Below are 15,648 nucleotides of genomic sequence, written 5' to 3' on the forward strand. Positions count from 1 at the left end.
ACCTCTTTTCTATGATGTTTGCAACATTTGTTTCGCTAAATGTTCAGCTGTAGCGATATGTATATGTTGCTTCACGTCTTGTCCGTCTGTCATTAATACAATTGGAGCTGATGATACTGCTGGAATTTTCAATAATTCACCACTACTTGCTGTTTCATCAAATTTCGTAAATACGATACCATCAATATGAATATCTTTAAAATTCGTAATGATTTCAATCATATCTTTACTTTTCATCGACGCCGATAACGTTAAACAAATATAATCTGGCTCTACTTGCCCCATCGTTTCAATCATTTCTTCCACTGTTTCTGACGCACGATAATTTTTTCCAGCTGTATCTATTAAAATATAATCGACGCACGCTTCTTCTTTAAAATACGTAAGCGCTCTTGTCATTGCAGCTTCATCACGTACAGCGATTACTTCAAATCCCATTGTTTTTACGTAATCTTGCAGCTGTTGCACTGTTCCAATGCGTGAATGGTCTGTCGTAATAAAACCGACCGTTTTTTTCTTACCGTGAAACTGCCATGCCATTTTCGCAAGCGTCGTCGTTTTTCCAACTCCGGTTGGACCGATTAATGCAATTGTTTGTACTTCTTTTTCAAAAACATTTTCTGTGTTGAAATGAGATCTCATATCTTCTAATATATATCCGATCACTTCTTCTTCTGTAATCATCGTTGCATTCTCAAACTTCACTTTTAACTTTTCAGCATATGCATGAATGAAGTATTGTTCTACATCGTTTTGCTCTAGCATACGAATTACCTTTTGAATAATAAACGGTACAGATTCTTGCTTTTCTTTTTTTACAACAACTTCTTCTTTCTTGACAGGAACGACTTTTTTCACAGTTCTTTTCTTTTTCGTTACTTTCGTTTCTTCCGTCTGTTTCACAACGACGATACCTTTTTCAAACAACTTTAATAGTTTCTCTTTCTTTCTTGCCCATTCTTCACTATTTCCTGTTTGCATCGCCGCGTATGACATAGAAGTCGTCACGTTTTCTAAATTGTGCAGTACCGATTGAATTCCGTTCGCCTTCACAATTTGTTCTGAAGGATCATTCACAACATCCATTAATTGTTCATGAAATTGAGCTGTACCTTCGTTCACTGCTTCTTGTTTATCCTCTGGAAAAGCAACTAACATTTCATAATTCTTTTTCCAAAAAAACGGGATATTTCGTTTTACACTTTCATCGACAACGTAATAATAATCTGTACCATATTGGTCAAATAACTTTCGATACAATTCATTTTTCGAAGCTGCTTTTATTCGCATTAACGCTTCTTTCTTTTCTGTATTTTCCATTACTTCACCCCCTACTATTCAATGTAAGCAATTTGATCTACAACAATTTCTGGAGCTAATTCACTAATACAAAGTACTTGCGCTTCTACTTGATAACGCTCAAGAAGTCTTACAATCGCAAACCTGAAATCTTTTCTGCGCGTTAATAATACTGGTTCTCTTCCCATTAAACGAGCTTGTTTAAAGACACGCTGCACTTGCTCAACTACTCGCGTTTCTAAATCTAAATCCCAGTTTAATAAATAACCTTGATAGGAATTGTTCACAACGTCCGCATCTAACTCGATTGAATCTGAGAAGAGCGCCGCATAAATTTTACCGTCAGGATTTTTCGCATTTTCACAAATAACTTTTGAAATACATTCACGGACGAATGATGTTACACCGTCAACGTGGTTTTGATAAATTTCTTTTCCGTCAATAATACCTTCGATAATGGTTGGTAAATCACGAATAGAAATTCCTTCTTTTAGAAGTTGTTTAATAACATTTTGAACGAGTGATAAGTCGATTTCTTTCTTCTTAATCTCTTCTAATAAAACGCCGTTATCATTTTCAAGCGAGTTAATTAAGTCTTTTACATGTTGACGTTGAATTAACTCATGAAGATTACGTCTAACGATAACATCTAAATGCGTAATTAATATGCTAAGTGGCTCTAATACTTGATAGCCTTTCATTTGTGCATCTTGTACCATATGCTCTAAAATCCAATATCCATCTTCACCGAAAATCGGATCTTTCGCTGGTTCTGCATCTAAATCGGCCATTACATTCGGTGTTTTCAGTGCTAATAAGTACCCTGATTTTAAAACTCCTTCAGCTGCCTTCGCACCTTTAATACGAATAATGTAACGTCCGCGTGGTCTAAAACTCGTATTATCTTTAAAGTTAATGCCAGGAACGTTAATACCAAGGTCGGTAATAATTGACTTCCTCATGAGAACAACTTTATCACGAGCTGTTTCCCCGTTAATCTTCTGCTTTACAAGTGCTGCTAAATCTAAACCGAGTTCTACTATAATTGGATATTTATCTGTAAATACTCCGAATGAATCTTCCACTTGTTGCAGTTGTTCATCTTCGCCTTGAATCATTTCTAATTCTTTTTGAAGCTCGTCTTCTTTTTCTTTCTTTATTCGGTTTTTATTACGAATTCCTAAGAAGATAATTGTTCCACCAACGAGTGCGAATGGTAGAAATGGTAACGGAGTAAAAATACCCATTGCTATAAATAAACCACCAAGCGCATATACAACGACTTCATGCGCTAATAACTCTTTAAAGATTCCTTCTGTTACTGTATCCGGTGAACCGTCAAATACACGCGTTACGATAATACCAGTTGAAATCGCAAGCATTAACGAACCAATTTGGTTTACGATTCCGTCACCGACAGTTAACTGTGTATAGTGAATAGCTGCTTCTGCAAAGCTCATGCCCTGCTGCATCATGCCAACAATTAAACCGAAAATAATGTTTACGAATAAAATGACAATCCCGAAAATAACGTCCCCTTTAATGAACTTCCCGGCACCATCCATCGCCCCGTAAAACTCTGTTTCCATATTTAACTTTTTTCGTTTTGCCTGTGCATCTTTTTCAGTAATAATACGCTGGTTTAAATCTGCATCGATTGACATTTGTTTCCCGGGTAAAGAATCAAGTGTAAAACGAGCTGCAACTTCAGCTGTACGAGACGCACCGTTTGCAACGATAAACTGGAATATGATTAATACTATGAAAATAACGATACCAATTAATAAGTTCCCGCCAATTACAAACTGACCGAACTCTTCAATAACATGCCCCGCATTTCCGTCTGTCAAAATCGCTCGCGTCGTCGATACGTTAATCGATACGCGGAAAATCCCGATTAATAACAGCATTGTCGGAAATGACTTTAATTCATCCCACTCGTTAATACTTGTTGCTCGCATATAAATAAGCACTGACATACTTAGTAAAAAAACGATAACGATATCAAGTATAAATGGTGGAAGTGGAATTAAGAGCGCCACTACGAATGACGCTGCTAGAAAGATAGAAAAATAGGTTCTTGCAGAATCTATCTTAAACACAAGAGATCTCCTCCAACCGCGCTATTATACTTCAAGTTCATTCGTTTGAATTAAATAGCGCATAACTTCAATTACAGCTACGTATAAATCTTCTGGAATCGTCTCATCTTCCTCGACTTGATAATATAAAGAACGAGCAAGCGGACGGTTTTCCACCATTGGTATTTCTTGTTCACGGGCAAGCGTTCGTATATATAATGCGAGCTCATCTTCCCCTTTTGCAACGACAATTGGCGCCGCATCAACCTGTTTATTGTACCGAAGTACGACCGAAATATGAGTCGGGTTGTTTACAATAAATGTTGCACCATCCATTTTCTTCGCAATTGTCCCTTGCAAGATCGCGTGCATAAAGTTTTTTCGTTTCCCCTTTACTTGCGGGTCCCCTTCATTATCTTTATGCTCTTGTTTTACTTCTTCTTTTTTCATCTTAATATCTTGTTCGTACTCCCATTTTTGATAAATAAAATCAATAATAGAAAGAACAATTAATATAATTAAAATAGCTAAAAAGATAAATTTAATTTGCCTAATAATTTCAGTAAGCGACGCAGTCCAGTTAAATCCAATCATACTCACGATCTTCTCTAAATTCTTTTTAAACAGTACGTAAGCAACGTAACCAATTAACCCCATATAAAATAGTGATTTCAAAATATCTACTAAACTTTTACGACTAAACAATCTCGTGAAATAGTTTTTCGGGTTAATACGCGACGCTTTCGGCTTAATGACTTTAGAAGAAAATAAGAAACCGACTTGAATCATATAATTGAATAAATGAAAAGCGTATACGAGTATTAAGATTGGAGCTGATACTTTTAATAATAAAATACCCATTAAATAAAAATACTCGGTTGAATCTGTATTTTTTCCAATTTGATCAAACAGCACCGCTACAGAGTTTGCAATTTCAAACCCTAGCCAATCTCCAAAAAAGTAAACGACAACTGCTAATACAAGAATGGAAAATAAATTATTTAAATCTTTACTCCGGGCAATATTCCCTTCTTCACGCGATTTTTTACGCTTCTGCGGGGTGGCCTTTTCTGTTTTATTATCCTTTGCCATGCGCGTCCCCCTACTTCGTTAAGAAAAAGTTAAATAGTTTCGTATATTCCTCAAGCAATACGTCCGTCATATTTTTAAACACATAACCGAGCATCGGTACACTCATCGCAATAAACAAAATACCACACGTAATTTTAATAACATACGCATTCATAAAAACGTTTAATTGCGGAGCATTTTTTGCGATTAAAATTAAAACAAAGTTAATGATGAACAAACTTCCCATAAGCGGAAGAGCAATTTCAACCGCTGATGTGATCGCAAATAATAACGTTGCGAGTAGACTATCTAAAAAACTAGTCGTCAGCAATTTTGAAATCGCCTCTGTATATTGAAACGACTTTAAAATCGTGGCAACGAAATAATTAATGCCGCCAAGTGAAATAAAAATAATGAGAAAAAATATATCAAAAATGGTTGAAAGTAAAGTAGACTGTGAACCTGCATTTACATCAAACAAACTGGCCTGTGATAAACCGATATCAAAGTCTAAAATATGCCCTGCCATTTTTGGAATGTTCCACAGCATTTCTACAATTTTTGAAAGCGATAATCCAATTACAATTTGCGTACCTGCATAAGCTGCAACGTCCCAAGTTGTCTTTATGTGAGAGACATCAACTTGATCGGCAACTGTGATCGAAAGAGCAAGTCCAACTGTAACCTTCGCCATTGCTGGAATGGATCGACCTGAGAAAAACGGTAAAAAATATAAAAATGAAGTAATGCGGCAAAACGCAAAAAACGTCGCCGCCCATAATTCCATATTCATTTCAGTTCACCTATCTTAGTACGAACGCAATAGCGATGGGATTTTATCAAATAAATCTAAAATAAGCGTCGTTAACTCTTGAAACATCCACGGACCTAAAATGATAATAACGAGTACAATACTCGCCATTTTCGGTAAAAACGTCAGCGTTTGCTCTTGAATTTGCATCATCGCCATAATGACAGCGATGATAATAACGACAATCATACTTACGCCGGCAACCGGCATTAAAATCATAACCCCTTTATAAAAAAAGGTTTGAAAAATATCTATAATTGGTGACGTATTCATTTATATGACTCCTATCACATAGCATCAAACGCTTCAGGCGACCGTTTTAAACATAATGTCGACGATTTTTGTATATCCACCTAAATATACGAAAACGAGTATTTTAAATGGTAAACTTAAAATCATCGGCGGTACCATCATCATCCCGAGGTACATTAAAAGTGTACTAATAATCAAATCTATAAATACAAACGCTAAATAAATGAACATCCCCGTTAACAATCCTTTTTGAATTTGCGTTAACGTAAAGGATGGTACGAGTGTAAATAAAGAAAGATCTTTCAAATCTTTCGGCAACTCTTCTCCGCGCACTTTCAGCATCATCTTTAAATCATGCTTATACGTATGCTTTGACATATACTCTTTCATAATCGGAGCTGTCGTCTCCGCAGCTTGACTTACTGTTATTTTCTCTTTCGTCATCGGATCCCACACATCACTCTTCAGCTGCCCAAGTACAGGCTGCATCGTAAAGAGTGATAAAAATAAAGCAAGTCCAACGAGCACTTGGTTCGGCGGTAAATTCATTACCCCAAGTCCTTGACGTGTAATCCCAAGAACGATCATAAAATAAGTAAAATGTGTAAATAATAGAACGATAGAAGAAGATAATGATAAAAGGGTAACGAGCGCAAATAACTGTACACTTGAATTACTCGTAAACTCTTTTCCATTTTCGAAATTAATAAAACCGTTTTGGGCCGCATACGCTGGATTTACAAAAATAATTGAAAAAACGATAGAAAATACGAAAATAACGGCTAATAATGATAACTGTTTCTTTATTCTCATGATGGATCCTCTACTTTTTTCGTTTCACTCTTCACCGCGTCTTCTAGCGCTTGTTGAAACTGATTTCCTGTTCCTGTTAATTGCACAGATTGTACACCGTTATTACTAATAACAGTGAACACTTGCTTGCCGTCTACTTCAAATAAAAAGGCGCTCGTTTGATGATTTAAATACACGCCATCTTTCACTTGAATATGTCCATTTTCACCTTGCTTAAAAAACTGCTGCTTGCGCGTCTTTTTCGTCATATAATATGCACCGTAGCCGAGCGCACCAAACAGTAAAACGACTTGAAATAAGGTCGTCATATACGACATATGACTCCTCCTCTACTCTTTATCTAGCATTTGACTTTGCGCTTTCATAAGCGCAGCTTGCTTCTTGTCAGCTTCAATTTCAGAAATGATAATACCGAACTTCTCGTCCATTACGATCGCTTCCCCAATGCCGACTTTCATATTACTTAAATACACATCTACTTTATGTCCTAAGTTTTTCTCTACTTCAAGAACATCGCCCACTTTTAACTCTTTCACATCACCGAGCGTAATAGATGACTTTCCAAGCTTTACACCAAGTTCAATCGAAATATCCGAAACAGTATCAATATGTGCTTTACCCGCTTCATTTCGCTTTCCTGCAAATTCTTCTAATCCCATTAATGACACAGGAGATACTTCATGCTTCATATGGATCCTCCTACTCTACAAAACTTTTAAATAGGAGCGCCTTACGCGTTCCATCTTTTCCAATAAAACAATTAAATTTATGTTTTCCATCTACAAAACCAAGCAATTCATCCGAAACTTTCGTATGAAGCGGAATAATATCGCCTTCTTCAATTTGTTCAATGTCACCCATTGTCATCTTCTGCTCACCAATCGCAACGTGAACAGGTTTATACACTTGATTTACTTTCGCTTCCACTTCTGAAGTATACTTTTTACGCTTATCCGAAGAATGTTCGACAATATTTTCAGACGTTAATTTATCCATAATTTCTTCAACAGATAAGAACGGAATACCGATACGCACTGTCGTATTCCAAAAATCCGTTTTCATATTTACATTCAGTAATGAAATGATATCACTCGCTGTCGTAATCTTTAATGCATTCGGATCTGTCTCCGTCGTTACAAATTTCGGTTCAATCGCCACAACACTTTCAAATGATTGCTCTAAATTTTTACATAGAAGTGCAAAAATATTATCAAGCGTTAAAAACTCGAATGCAGTTAACGGTCTACGCATCGTAAAATTACGTTTACTATCCCCGCCAAGCCAGCACTCATGAATATAAATAACAAATGCTAAATCAATCTCAATAACAATTTCTCCAAGCTCTGGAAGTCCGAGATCAATGACGCAATATAAATAATAATCTTTCGGCATTTTCTCCACATACTCACTCGTAAATGGAACTTGCTCCACTGTCGAAGGCTCTAACTCAATCGGAATACGCATACGCGCTGACAACGTCTGTGACGTCTGTTTACCAAACGTAGAAGCAATCGCTTGCAAACTACGTAAATGTTCAACACCGAACTTCTCCGGTCTATTAAAATCATACTCTTGAAATTTATCTTGCTTCCCTGCTTCTTGTGCAAAAGCTGGCATTTCCTCGCCTTCATTTACCGCCTTCAGCAGGGCATCAATTTGCTCTTGGCTTAATTTTTCGCCACTCATGAAAATCCCCTTCCCTACCTTTTCAATTCAACGATTTCAACGTACATCTTTCCATTCTTCGTCAAAATCTTTCCGGTTCCAATCTCTTCATTCTCAAGCATAAGACGCACCGTATTTTTCGTTGAATTTTCAAGACGATACAATGTACCTTTCGTAATATGAAGCAGATCTTCAATCTTCTTTTTCGTATTTCCGATTTCAAAATAAATTGTTAACGGAATATCATCTTGTAATTTCAAATCTAGCCAACTCCCATATCATGTTCACGAAAATTTCATGTTCTCTATTTATATATAAATGAAATTTCTTATTTCGAAACGTCGATATTTAATATTTTTTTAATATATCCTTGCGTTTCTTTAAATGGAGGTACGCCTCCGTACTTTCTCACATTACCAGGACCAGCATTATAAGAAGCAAGCGCTAATACTAAATCGCCATTATTTTTCTTTAAATAACCGCTTAACTCTTTCACGCCGCCTTCAATACTTTCAGCTGGTGAAAATGGATTTTTTATACCCATCTCTTTCACATTCGCCGGCATAAGCTGCATAAGTCCCATCGCCCCTGCATGTGACACCGTTTTCGGATTAAAATTAGACTCTACTTCAATCATTTTTTGAATTAACGTTTTCGGAATTCCGTATGAACGGCTCACGCGATCAATAATATCCTCATACTTCCCTTCATTTGAAGAACGTATTTTTTGAATATTATACTTCTTCGTTAATCCCCACGTATCAACAGCCTCATTTTTCGTTTCCGGGAAACGTCGTTCAAACTCTTTTTGTGCAACTTGCACTTCATCGACTTTCTTCGTTTCAGGCTTTTCCTCCGGCTTACTTACTTCCTCTACTTTACTAGAATCACCTTTATTAACGAGCGTTTCTATTTTCGTAGATTGTACCGGCTGACTCATATCCTCTACTTTTTCCGGCTGCGTAGTAGCCTTCGTTTCCTTCATAGGCTCGCTCTGCAGCTTCTCCTGAAACCTACTACTAACGAAAGCCTGCGGACTACTTAACTTTTGCTGAAACTGTCCTTTTTTATATGCAAGTACTTCTTTTACTATATTTCCAACTACCATAATATCACCTTTTCGGTAAACAAAGATAATCTAATATTAGAGTTTTTTCGTAAAGTTTGCAATAATCCTTTGCAATTATATTGTAATAAAAAAACGACTAAATTGTTAAACTGTTATTTTTTTATATTTATTAATTCAAATTTTCAGTTGACACCCATTATAGCAAGGCTTACAATAAATTCGAAATCGATTTTTTCGCATATTACCGTTTTTCAATTTGCAGAAAAGTCAATATAAAAAAATGGGGGTTCTTTTACATGAGAATTAATACAAACATTAATAGCATGCGTACGCAAGAATACATGCGTCAAAACCAAGCAAAAATGAGCAACGCTATGGACCGTTTATCAAGCGGTAAACGTATCAACAACGCTTCTGACGATGCAGCAGGTCTTGCAATCGCAACTCGTATGCGTGCACGTGAAAGCGGATTAGGAGTTGCTGCTAACAATACACAAGACGGTATTTCTTTAATCCGTACAGCTGACTCAGCTTTAAACTCTGTATCTAACATCTTACTTCGTATGCGTGACCTTGCTAACCAATCTGCGAATGGTACGAATACAACAGGTAACCAACTTGCATTAAATAAAGAGTTTGCTGAATTACAAAAACAAATTGATTACATTGCAACTAATACACAATTTAATGATAAAAACCTATTAGATGGTTCTAACGGTACAATCAATATTCAAACGCTTGACTCTAATGATGATTCAAAACAAATTGGAATTAAGCTAAACGATGTTTCTACTAATGCGTTAAAAGTTAATGATTTAAGTATCGGATCTGATAAAGTATCTCAAAGTACTCTGGATACTGTTACAGCAGCTATGTCAGATCTTACAGTAGCAAAAGGTTTAACTGCACTAACCCATGCAGATAGAGTCACAGCTGCCAAAGAAGCTTTCGAACAAGTCAAAGGCACTTTAAATCATGCGGATTCCCAAAAAATGGAGCAAGCTTTTAAAGACTACGCTAATGCTCAATCTGGTGATAAACTTACTACTGCAGAAAAAATTAACACAGCATTCACTAGTATTGCTGGTAATATTAAAACTACTAAAGTCACTCAAGAAACTCTAGATAAAGTTACTATTGCCATGAATGATACTAAAAACGCTGATGCTGCTAATCACACTGAAAAAGTGGCCAAAGCTAGAGCCGCTTTTGATAGTATTAAAAGCTATTTAAAAGATACTGATGTTCAAGCTGTTGAAGCTAAATTCACTGATTATAATGATGATATAACAAATACTACAGGTGCATTGAAAGCTACCGCTGCTACAAAAATTGATGAAGCTTTCACAGCTCTTTTAACTGCAAATAAAATCCCAGTCGCTAGTACCGAGGGTGATGCTACAGCAGTAACTAATCCTTTATCTGCAATTAAAGCAATTGATGAAGCCCTTAAAACAGTTGCTGACAACCGCGCAACTCTAGGTGCTACATTAAACCGCCTAGACTTTAACGTAAACAACTTAAAGAGCCAAGCATCTAGCATGGCATCTGCTGCTTCTCAAGTAGAAGACGCTGACATGGCGAAAGAAATGTCTGAAATGACTAAGTTCAAAATCTTGAACGAAGCTGGAATCAGCATGCTTTCTCAAGCAAACCAAACTCCACAAATGGTTTCTAAATTATTACAATAATCCATTTGAGTTAGTTTCATGAATAAACCTCTCTGTTTGCAGAGAGGTTTATTTTTTCTATATAGATAGATTAAAAACTATCTTTTTAGCCTGGAGAGAAGTCCCAGCCATATATAGAAGCGTTCAGTACCCATCTTGATCCCCTCTTACGTTAAAACACAAGCAGCAAATAAGCATAAGCCCTTTATCCTTCCATAACCGTTTATTAGATTTAGAGTTACCGACTATATCAATCTAAAAGGAGTGTCTATTATGCGTATTGGTACGAATGTTTTAAGTATGAATGCTAGGCAGTCGTTGTTTGAGAATGAAAAACGTATGAATGTTGCAATGGAGCATTTGGTGACTGGTAAGAAGTTAAACCATGCTTCTGATAATCCTGCTAATGTTGCGATTGTGACTCGTATGCATGCGAGAGCGAGTGGTATGCGTGTGGCGATTCGTAATAATGAGGATGCAATATCGATGCTTCGTACTGCGGAAGCTGCCCTTCAAACTGTGACAAATATTTTACAGCGTATGCGTGATTTAGCTGTTCAATCTGCTAATGGTACAAATTCAAATAAAAACCGTGATTCACTGAATAAAGAGTTTCAGTCTTTAACAGAACAAATTGGCTATATTGATGAAACGACTGAGTTTAATGATTTATCCGTATTTGATGGACAAAACCGTCCTGTTACGTTAGATGATATTGGTCATACAGTAAATATAATGAAACACATCCCCCCTTCCCCTACACAACATGACATCAAGATTTCAACAGAACAAGAAGCAAGAGCGGCGATTCGTAAAATTGAAGAAGCTCTACATAATGTATCACTTCATCGTGCTGATCTTGGAGCTATGATGAATCGTTTACAATTTAATATTGAAAATTTAAACAGCCAAAGTATGGCCCTAACAGATACTACTTCCCGAATTGAGGATGCGGATATGGCGCAGGAGATGAGTGACTTTTTAAAATTTAAATTGTTAACTGAGGTTGCACTTAGCATGGTTTCACAAGCAAATCAAATTCCGCAAATGGTATATAAATTACTACAATCATAATTGTCATTTCACTCTTTGAAACGATTCCACACAAAACAAAAGGGAAATACATATAAACTATGTACTTCCCTTTTATTTTTCACTTAATACTTCTATGGCGCTACCGTCATAACTTGTCCTCTACGGTCGATCCTTATTTTCATTTTTCCGTCTTGTGCGTTATATAATCCTAGTTTGTGTAATTCTAGTTTGCATTCTTGTACGAAGGTTGGTAATTTACGAATTTGATCGACATCCGAACTTTTAATGAAATACGTTAAATGTTGTGTCATATTTTTCACATCTTGCACAAGCTCTTCTTTTTCTCGTTTTAACCTTTCATTTTCCAATTGTAGTGCTCGTAATTCTCTTTCTAGACTACTTCTATTAGACTCTTCTTTAAAGTGTCCTGCAGCCATGCTAGAAAGCTTATAAATCCCTTCCATAAACTGATGTAGTTCATCTTCTTTTCTTTCACTATGTTGACTAATTGTTTCAAAGTTATCAACGATACCCGATATAACTGTTACGAGGCTTTTTTCATTTTCTTTATGTTGTACTTCCTCTTTTAATACATAATTGTTTTCTTTTTTCATTTCAACGATTGTTTCTTTTACGGGTGTATATTTTCGCTTTCGTCCAGGTTTTTGTTTTTCAATATTTTCAAAAGGTATTTCATGTTTTTTTAATTTGTAATACGTATTTTGTAATTGACTTTCTGTTTTCGGGAAAAGATTTAGTTCGTTTTTACTAACGTATTTTGAAATATTAATAATGTTTAAACCGTGACGTTGGCAAAATTGATACACTTCATATAGCAACTCTAGCTCTGACTTCAGCCATGTAATCGCTGATTTTTCATACGCTCGCATCCCGCCATGTTTTTCTATATCTATTTGAAATAATACCATTCTATTATGTAAATCAACTAGTTCTTCATACTTTACTTGGAATTGTTTTTCTATTTTTTTAAATTCCGCTTCTAGTTGCGTATCGTTCATTTTATTATTTGACATGTTTTGTAAGAGACTTAATACATTGATTGCTGTGTGGTGATACATAATCTGTGCCACTCCCCCTCATCCTTTCGCAATTCTCATCTGACTCCCATGTCTTTTCAGAAAATAGCAATTTTTACATATCCATATTATAACATTTCGAAATTATCTGTCAAATAATAAACATACAAAAACGTATAGAAAGTATAGTAATAGAAAAAAGGATTTTTCAATTAATATGTATAATTGCATATTAATCACATTTAATTATATTATATGGTATTTAGAATGTAATTTCACCGAAAAAGTTTGCGTTATCACGAAATTTTACTAAAATAATCCAAAGATACGTTTTCTTATATTTTCAAATCAAAAATCTTCAAATGAAGATTTTTCATACATACAACCACAAACACTCCAAAAACATTCCATCTTTTTACCTATACAGAGTATAGAACAATAAAAAGGAACTAACCAATACTACACATGGCTAGTTCCCTTCTCTCCACTAAAAGAATAGAGTTGTAAATAGTGTCTGCAAATCCTCGATCAAAGTCTCACATCGCATGGGGCTCTATTAAGCACTGACCGCACCACACATGGCTAGCTCTTCTATTCCAGCTAAAAAAAGCGCTTTTCCAAACTCTTTTACAACACTAACTTATCTACTAAGCCAATTAACTCTTGAATATCTGGCTTACTTACTTGAGCATTTGCCCCTACCGCTTCGCCTTTATGGAATAATTCATTTGTAATTAACGAAGAGAAAATAACGATTGGTAAACGATTCGTTACTTCACCATCTTTAATTACTTTCGTTAAATGGTGTCCATCCATTTTCGGCATTTCAATATCCGTAATTAGCAAGTGAATATGTTCAAACATTTTTTCTCCTTGCTCTTTTGCTAGCTTTTCAATTTGTGCTAATGCTTCTGCACCATTGCTGAAGAAGTTCATTTTCGTATATCCAGCTGATGATAATGTTTCTTCTAATATTTGACGAAGCATTGCTGAATCTTCCGCAATATAAATCACTTTTTCAGCACGATCTGTTTTTTGCTCTAATCCTGCAAGTGATTTATTATCATAACCAGTGTTGCTAATTTCGCAAACAATCTTTTCATAATCTAATAGTAAGATGATTTTTCCATCTAGTTTTACAATACCAGATGTCGTTTCTTCTAGTCCCATAGATAATGAAGCTGGTTCATCAATTTGTTCCCATGAAATACGTTGAATACGATGCACTTCATCCACACGGAAAATAACTTTCATTTGGTTTAATTCCGAAATGATAAATTTCGTTTGATCAAGTGGCTTTGTCGATTTTAAATTAAGAGCTGTCGCTAAGTTAATAACAGGTAAAATTTCACCGCGTACTTGAACAACACCTTCAACTGCATGATGAGATTCTGGCACAGTTGTAACAGGAAATGGATTAATGATTTCACGTACTTTCATTACGTTAATACTAAATAGGTTTTCACCAACAGTATATGTAACAATCTCTAATTCATTTGTTCCGCTTTCTAATAAAATACTTTGTGCTTGTGACATAAAGGTGTCGCTCCCCTTTCATTATTTCCGTATATCTAATTATTAAGCTTTATTAAAACGAAAAAGTCAACTACCTATATGAAAAATATAGATAGTTGCATGATTTATTTTAAAAGGCGATTATTCTTGTATAAACGAAGCAAGTGCCTCTAATAACACTTCTTGGGCTCCTACAATTTCTGTCGGCATCGCTTCCCATTTTTTCGAAAGCTCTGTTTCTACTCTTATCCTTAACTCTGCGTTCATTACTTCTAGCACATAATCTTTCGTTGCTATATCAACATCCAGTAGCGCAAGAGCATATAGTTCCGGATCATTTATTTTTTCAAATAATCGTTTTAATACTGCCGGTGCTATATGTTTTAATTTTTCAATATGAATTTCTTTATCCGAAAATAGTAACTCATATTGAATAAACGTAACATTTTCTTTAATCACTTTAAAATAGCAATTATTTTTTTTATCATTTACAAAATAACCGTTTGGATCTGCAATAATACTCTCTACTTTACGAATTAAATCCGGCAAACTACTCGCCGCCATTACAGTCCGCTGCTCAACCTCACTCGGCGAAATGAATGTAACGCGATACTTATTCTGCGCCATCCTCCTCACCTCTCCTTTTATAGAAATTCAGTCTAATTGTATATAACTTAAACGTATTTTATACCACTGCTTCTAGACTAGGATAAACCCTATCGTCAACCGCTTTAGAACCACTCGATATCTCCGGGCTTACATACCAGTCAAGAATCTATTAAGTACTAAGCGCCACTACACTACACTTCGCTTACCTTTTCTTACACTACCCTAGTAACTCTCCATATCTCTGTCCTTAAACACAGGTCGAGACTCTATTAGGCTCTGACCGCTACCACACACCGCCAGCCCCTCTCTCAAAACCTAAAAAAGAGCTTTTAAAATCTTTTTTAAGATCCTTTCAATAACTCGATGTTATTGAACCAAAACGCTATCTGCTGATCCGCAATATCCGGCAACGTAACAAAAAACTCACGACACTTCATTTCATCTTTAAACAGTTGATACTTCCAAACCTCATCACTACCAACACTTACAAAATAAAATTCGTGAATACGGCCGATAATTGCTTGTTTTTCACCAAATGAGTACGGAGGGACTTGCTTAATTTCAAATTGATCTGGTAAATATACATGCTCTTCTCGTTCCATTTTTAACACTTGCTCGGCAAGTTCACGTTTATTTTCGAAAAAAGGCAATTGTAAAATTCGCTCTTGTCTTGTCATACGAATAAAAAACCCTTTCTACTACTCTACGATTTTTCTTTATT

The 15,648-nt window shown here is 35.7% G+C and carries 17 protein-coding genes; 2 read left to right on the forward strand and 15 right to left on the reverse strand.

From position 1 onward, the window contains the following. Window positions 1–9: 9 nt before the first annotated feature. From flhF to K5S59_RS00645, 11 genes are all read right to left on the reverse strand, one after another. On the reverse strand, window positions 10–1,320 hold the full coding sequence (flhF, locus tag K5S59_RS00595) for a flagellar biosynthesis GTPase FlhF (protein ID WP_098259015.1): 1,311 nt from the start codon (window positions 1,318–1,320) through the stop codon (window positions 10–12). 14 nt (window positions 1,321–1,334) lie between these two features. Beyond that, window positions 1,335–3,401, reverse strand: a complete 2,067-nt coding sequence (gene flhA, locus K5S59_RS00600) for a flagellar biosynthesis protein FlhA (protein ID WP_120449800.1) — start codon at window positions 3,399–3,401, stop codon at window positions 1,335–1,337. Window positions 3,402–3,425: 24 nt separating this feature from the next. Beyond that, window positions 3,426–4,472 (reverse strand): flagellar type III secretion system protein FlhB, encoded by a 1,047-nt coding sequence (flhB, locus tag K5S59_RS00605; protein WP_001030092.1) that lies wholly within the window; start codon window positions 4,470–4,472, stop codon window positions 3,426–3,428. Between the two features lie 10 nt (window positions 4,473–4,482). Next, complete coding sequence (locus K5S59_RS00610) at window positions 4,483–5,244, reverse strand: flagellar biosynthetic protein FliR (RefSeq protein WP_001055716.1); 762 nt, start codon at window positions 5,242–5,244, stop codon at window positions 4,483–4,485. A 15-nt stretch (window positions 5,245–5,259) separates the two neighbouring features. Next, complete coding sequence (locus K5S59_RS00615; protein WP_001098085.1) at window positions 5,260–5,535, reverse strand: flagellar biosynthetic protein FliQ; 276 nt, start codon at window positions 5,533–5,535, stop codon at window positions 5,260–5,262. 33 nt (window positions 5,536–5,568) lie between these two features. Beyond that, complete coding sequence (locus tag K5S59_RS00620; protein WP_001220586.1) at window positions 5,569–6,327, reverse strand: flagellar type III secretion system pore protein FliP; 759 nt, start codon at window positions 6,325–6,327, stop codon at window positions 5,569–5,571. Then, window positions 6,324–6,644, reverse strand: a complete 321-nt coding sequence (locus K5S59_RS00625) for a hypothetical protein (protein WP_000121176.1) — start codon at window positions 6,642–6,644, stop codon at window positions 6,324–6,326. Before K5S59_RS00625 ends, K5S59_RS00620 begins: the two co-directional genes overlap by 4 nt. 12 nt (window positions 6,645–6,656) lie before the next feature. After that, entirely contained in the window at window positions 6,657–7,016 is a 360-nt protein-coding gene (gene fliN / locus K5S59_RS00630; RefSeq protein WP_000680019.1) for a flagellar motor switch protein FliN, read from the reverse strand. A 10-nt stretch (window positions 7,017–7,026) separates the two neighbouring features. Then, window positions 7,027–8,013, reverse strand: a complete 987-nt coding sequence (fliM, locus tag K5S59_RS00635; protein ID WP_120449798.1) for a flagellar motor switch protein FliM — start codon at window positions 8,011–8,013, stop codon at window positions 7,027–7,029. 14 nt (window positions 8,014–8,027) lie between these two features. Next, window positions 8,028–8,252, reverse strand: coding sequence for a flagellar motor switch protein FliN (locus tag K5S59_RS00640; protein ID WP_000775712.1), 225 nt, complete (start codon window positions 8,250–8,252; stop codon window positions 8,028–8,030). Between the two features lie 68 nt (window positions 8,253–8,320). Next, entirely contained in the window at window positions 8,321–9,100 is a 780-nt protein-coding gene (locus tag K5S59_RS00645; RefSeq protein WP_120449796.1) for a lytic transglycosylase domain-containing protein, read from the reverse strand. 257 nt (window positions 9,101–9,357) lie between these two features. Between K5S59_RS00645 and K5S59_RS00650 the strand changes: the two genes are divergently transcribed. Then, on the forward strand, window positions 9,358–10,752 hold the full coding sequence (locus tag K5S59_RS00650) for a flagellin N-terminal helical domain-containing protein (RefSeq protein ID WP_212981915.1): 1,395 nt from the start codon (window positions 9,358–9,360) through the stop codon (window positions 10,750–10,752). Between the two features lie 252 nt (window positions 10,753–11,004). Next, the gene (locus K5S59_RS00655; protein WP_120449792.1) at window positions 11,005–11,805 is read left to right on the forward strand and encodes a flagellin N-terminal helical domain-containing protein; all 801 of its coding nucleotides are present in this window, start codon (window positions 11,005–11,007) and stop codon (window positions 11,803–11,805) included. Window positions 11,806–11,897: 92 nt separating this feature from the next. Here K5S59_RS00655 and K5S59_RS00660 read toward each other — a convergent pair whose 3' ends face one another. The 4 genes from K5S59_RS00660 to K5S59_RS00675 form a co-directional block, all read right to left on the reverse strand. Next, window positions 11,898–12,845, reverse strand: a complete 948-nt coding sequence (locus K5S59_RS00660; RefSeq protein ID WP_120449790.1) for a DNA-binding domain-containing protein — start codon at window positions 12,843–12,845, stop codon at window positions 11,898–11,900. 585 nt (window positions 12,846–13,430) lie between these two features. Then, window positions 13,431–14,339: a chemotaxis protein gene (locus K5S59_RS00665; RefSeq protein ID WP_000075956.1), complete on the reverse strand. Its 909-nt coding sequence runs from the start codon at window positions 14,337–14,339 to the stop codon at window positions 13,431–13,433. 120 nt (window positions 14,340–14,459) lie between these two features. After that, window positions 14,460–14,945 (reverse strand): LysR family transcriptional regulator, encoded by a 486-nt coding sequence (locus K5S59_RS00670; protein WP_120449788.1) that lies wholly within the window; start codon window positions 14,943–14,945, stop codon window positions 14,460–14,462. Window positions 14,946–15,268: 323 nt separating this feature from the next. After that, window positions 15,269–15,604 carry a DUF3964 family protein gene (locus K5S59_RS00675; RefSeq protein ID WP_097843309.1) on the reverse strand — a complete coding sequence of 112 codons (336 nt, stop codon included), beginning with the start codon at window positions 15,602–15,604 and terminating at the stop codon, window positions 15,269–15,271. Window positions 15,605–15,648: the final 44 nt, after the last annotated feature.

Origin of the sequence: Bacillus sp. BML-BC051 (assembly GCF_019656175.1) — a bacterium.
GTDB classification, from domain to species: Bacteria; Bacillota; Bacilli; order Bacillales; family Bacillaceae_G; genus Bacillus_A; species Bacillus_A mobilis.

What these genes read in the sequence shown, in the direction of transcription:
- fliN (WP_000680019.1), bottom strand. Translation starts at nt 7,016, where the DNA reads ATGAAGCATGAAGTATCTCCTGTGTCATTAATGGGATTAGAAGAATTT.
- K5S59_RS00665 (WP_000075956.1), bottom strand. Translation starts at nt 14,339, where the DNA reads ATGTCACAAGCACAAAGTATTTTATTAGAAAGCGGAACAAATGAATTA.
- flhF (WP_098259015.1), bottom strand. Translation starts at nt 1,320, where the DNA reads ATGGAAAATACAGAAAAGAAAGAAGCGTTAATGCGAATAAAAGCAGCT.
- K5S59_RS00670 (WP_120449788.1), bottom strand. Translation starts at nt 14,945, where the DNA reads ATGGCGCAGAATAAGTATCGCGTTACATTCATTTCGCCGAGTGAGGTT.
- K5S59_RS00620 (WP_001220586.1), bottom strand. Translation starts at nt 6,327, where the DNA reads ATGAGAATAAAGAAACAGTTATCATTATTAGCCGTTATTTTCGTATTT.
- K5S59_RS00660 (WP_120449790.1), bottom strand. Translation starts at nt 12,845, where the DNA reads ATGTATCACCACACAGCAATCAATGTATTAAGTCTCTTACAAAACATG.
- fliM (WP_120449798.1), bottom strand. Translation starts at nt 8,013, where the DNA reads ATGAGTGGCGAAAAATTAAGCCAAGAGCAAATTGATGCCCTGCTGAAG.
- K5S59_RS00645 (WP_120449796.1), bottom strand. Translation starts at nt 9,100, where the DNA reads ATGGTAGTTGGAAATATAGTAAAAGAAGTACTTGCATATAAAAAAGGA.
- K5S59_RS00650 (WP_212981915.1), top strand. Translation starts at nt 9,358, where the DNA reads ATGAGAATTAATACAAACATTAATAGCATGCGTACGCAAGAATACATG.
- K5S59_RS00655 (WP_120449792.1), top strand. Translation starts at nt 11,005, where the DNA reads ATGCGTATTGGTACGAATGTTTTAAGTATGAATGCTAGGCAGTCGTTG.
- K5S59_RS00625 (WP_000121176.1), bottom strand. Translation starts at nt 6,644, where the DNA reads ATGTCGTATATGACGACCTTATTTCAAGTCGTTTTACTGTTTGGTGCG.
- K5S59_RS00675 (WP_097843309.1), bottom strand. Translation starts at nt 15,604, where the DNA reads ATGACAAGACAAGAGCGAATTTTACAATTGCCTTTTTTCGAAAATAAA.
- K5S59_RS00610 (WP_001055716.1), bottom strand. Translation starts at nt 5,244, where the DNA reads ATGAATATGGAATTATGGGCGGCGACGTTTTTTGCGTTTTGCCGCATT.
- K5S59_RS00615 (WP_001098085.1), bottom strand. Translation starts at nt 5,535, where the DNA reads ATGAATACGTCACCAATTATAGATATTTTTCAAACCTTTTTTTATAAA.
- flhB (WP_001030092.1), bottom strand. Translation starts at nt 4,472, where the DNA reads ATGGCAAAGGATAATAAAACAGAAAAGGCCACCCCGCAGAAGCGTAAA.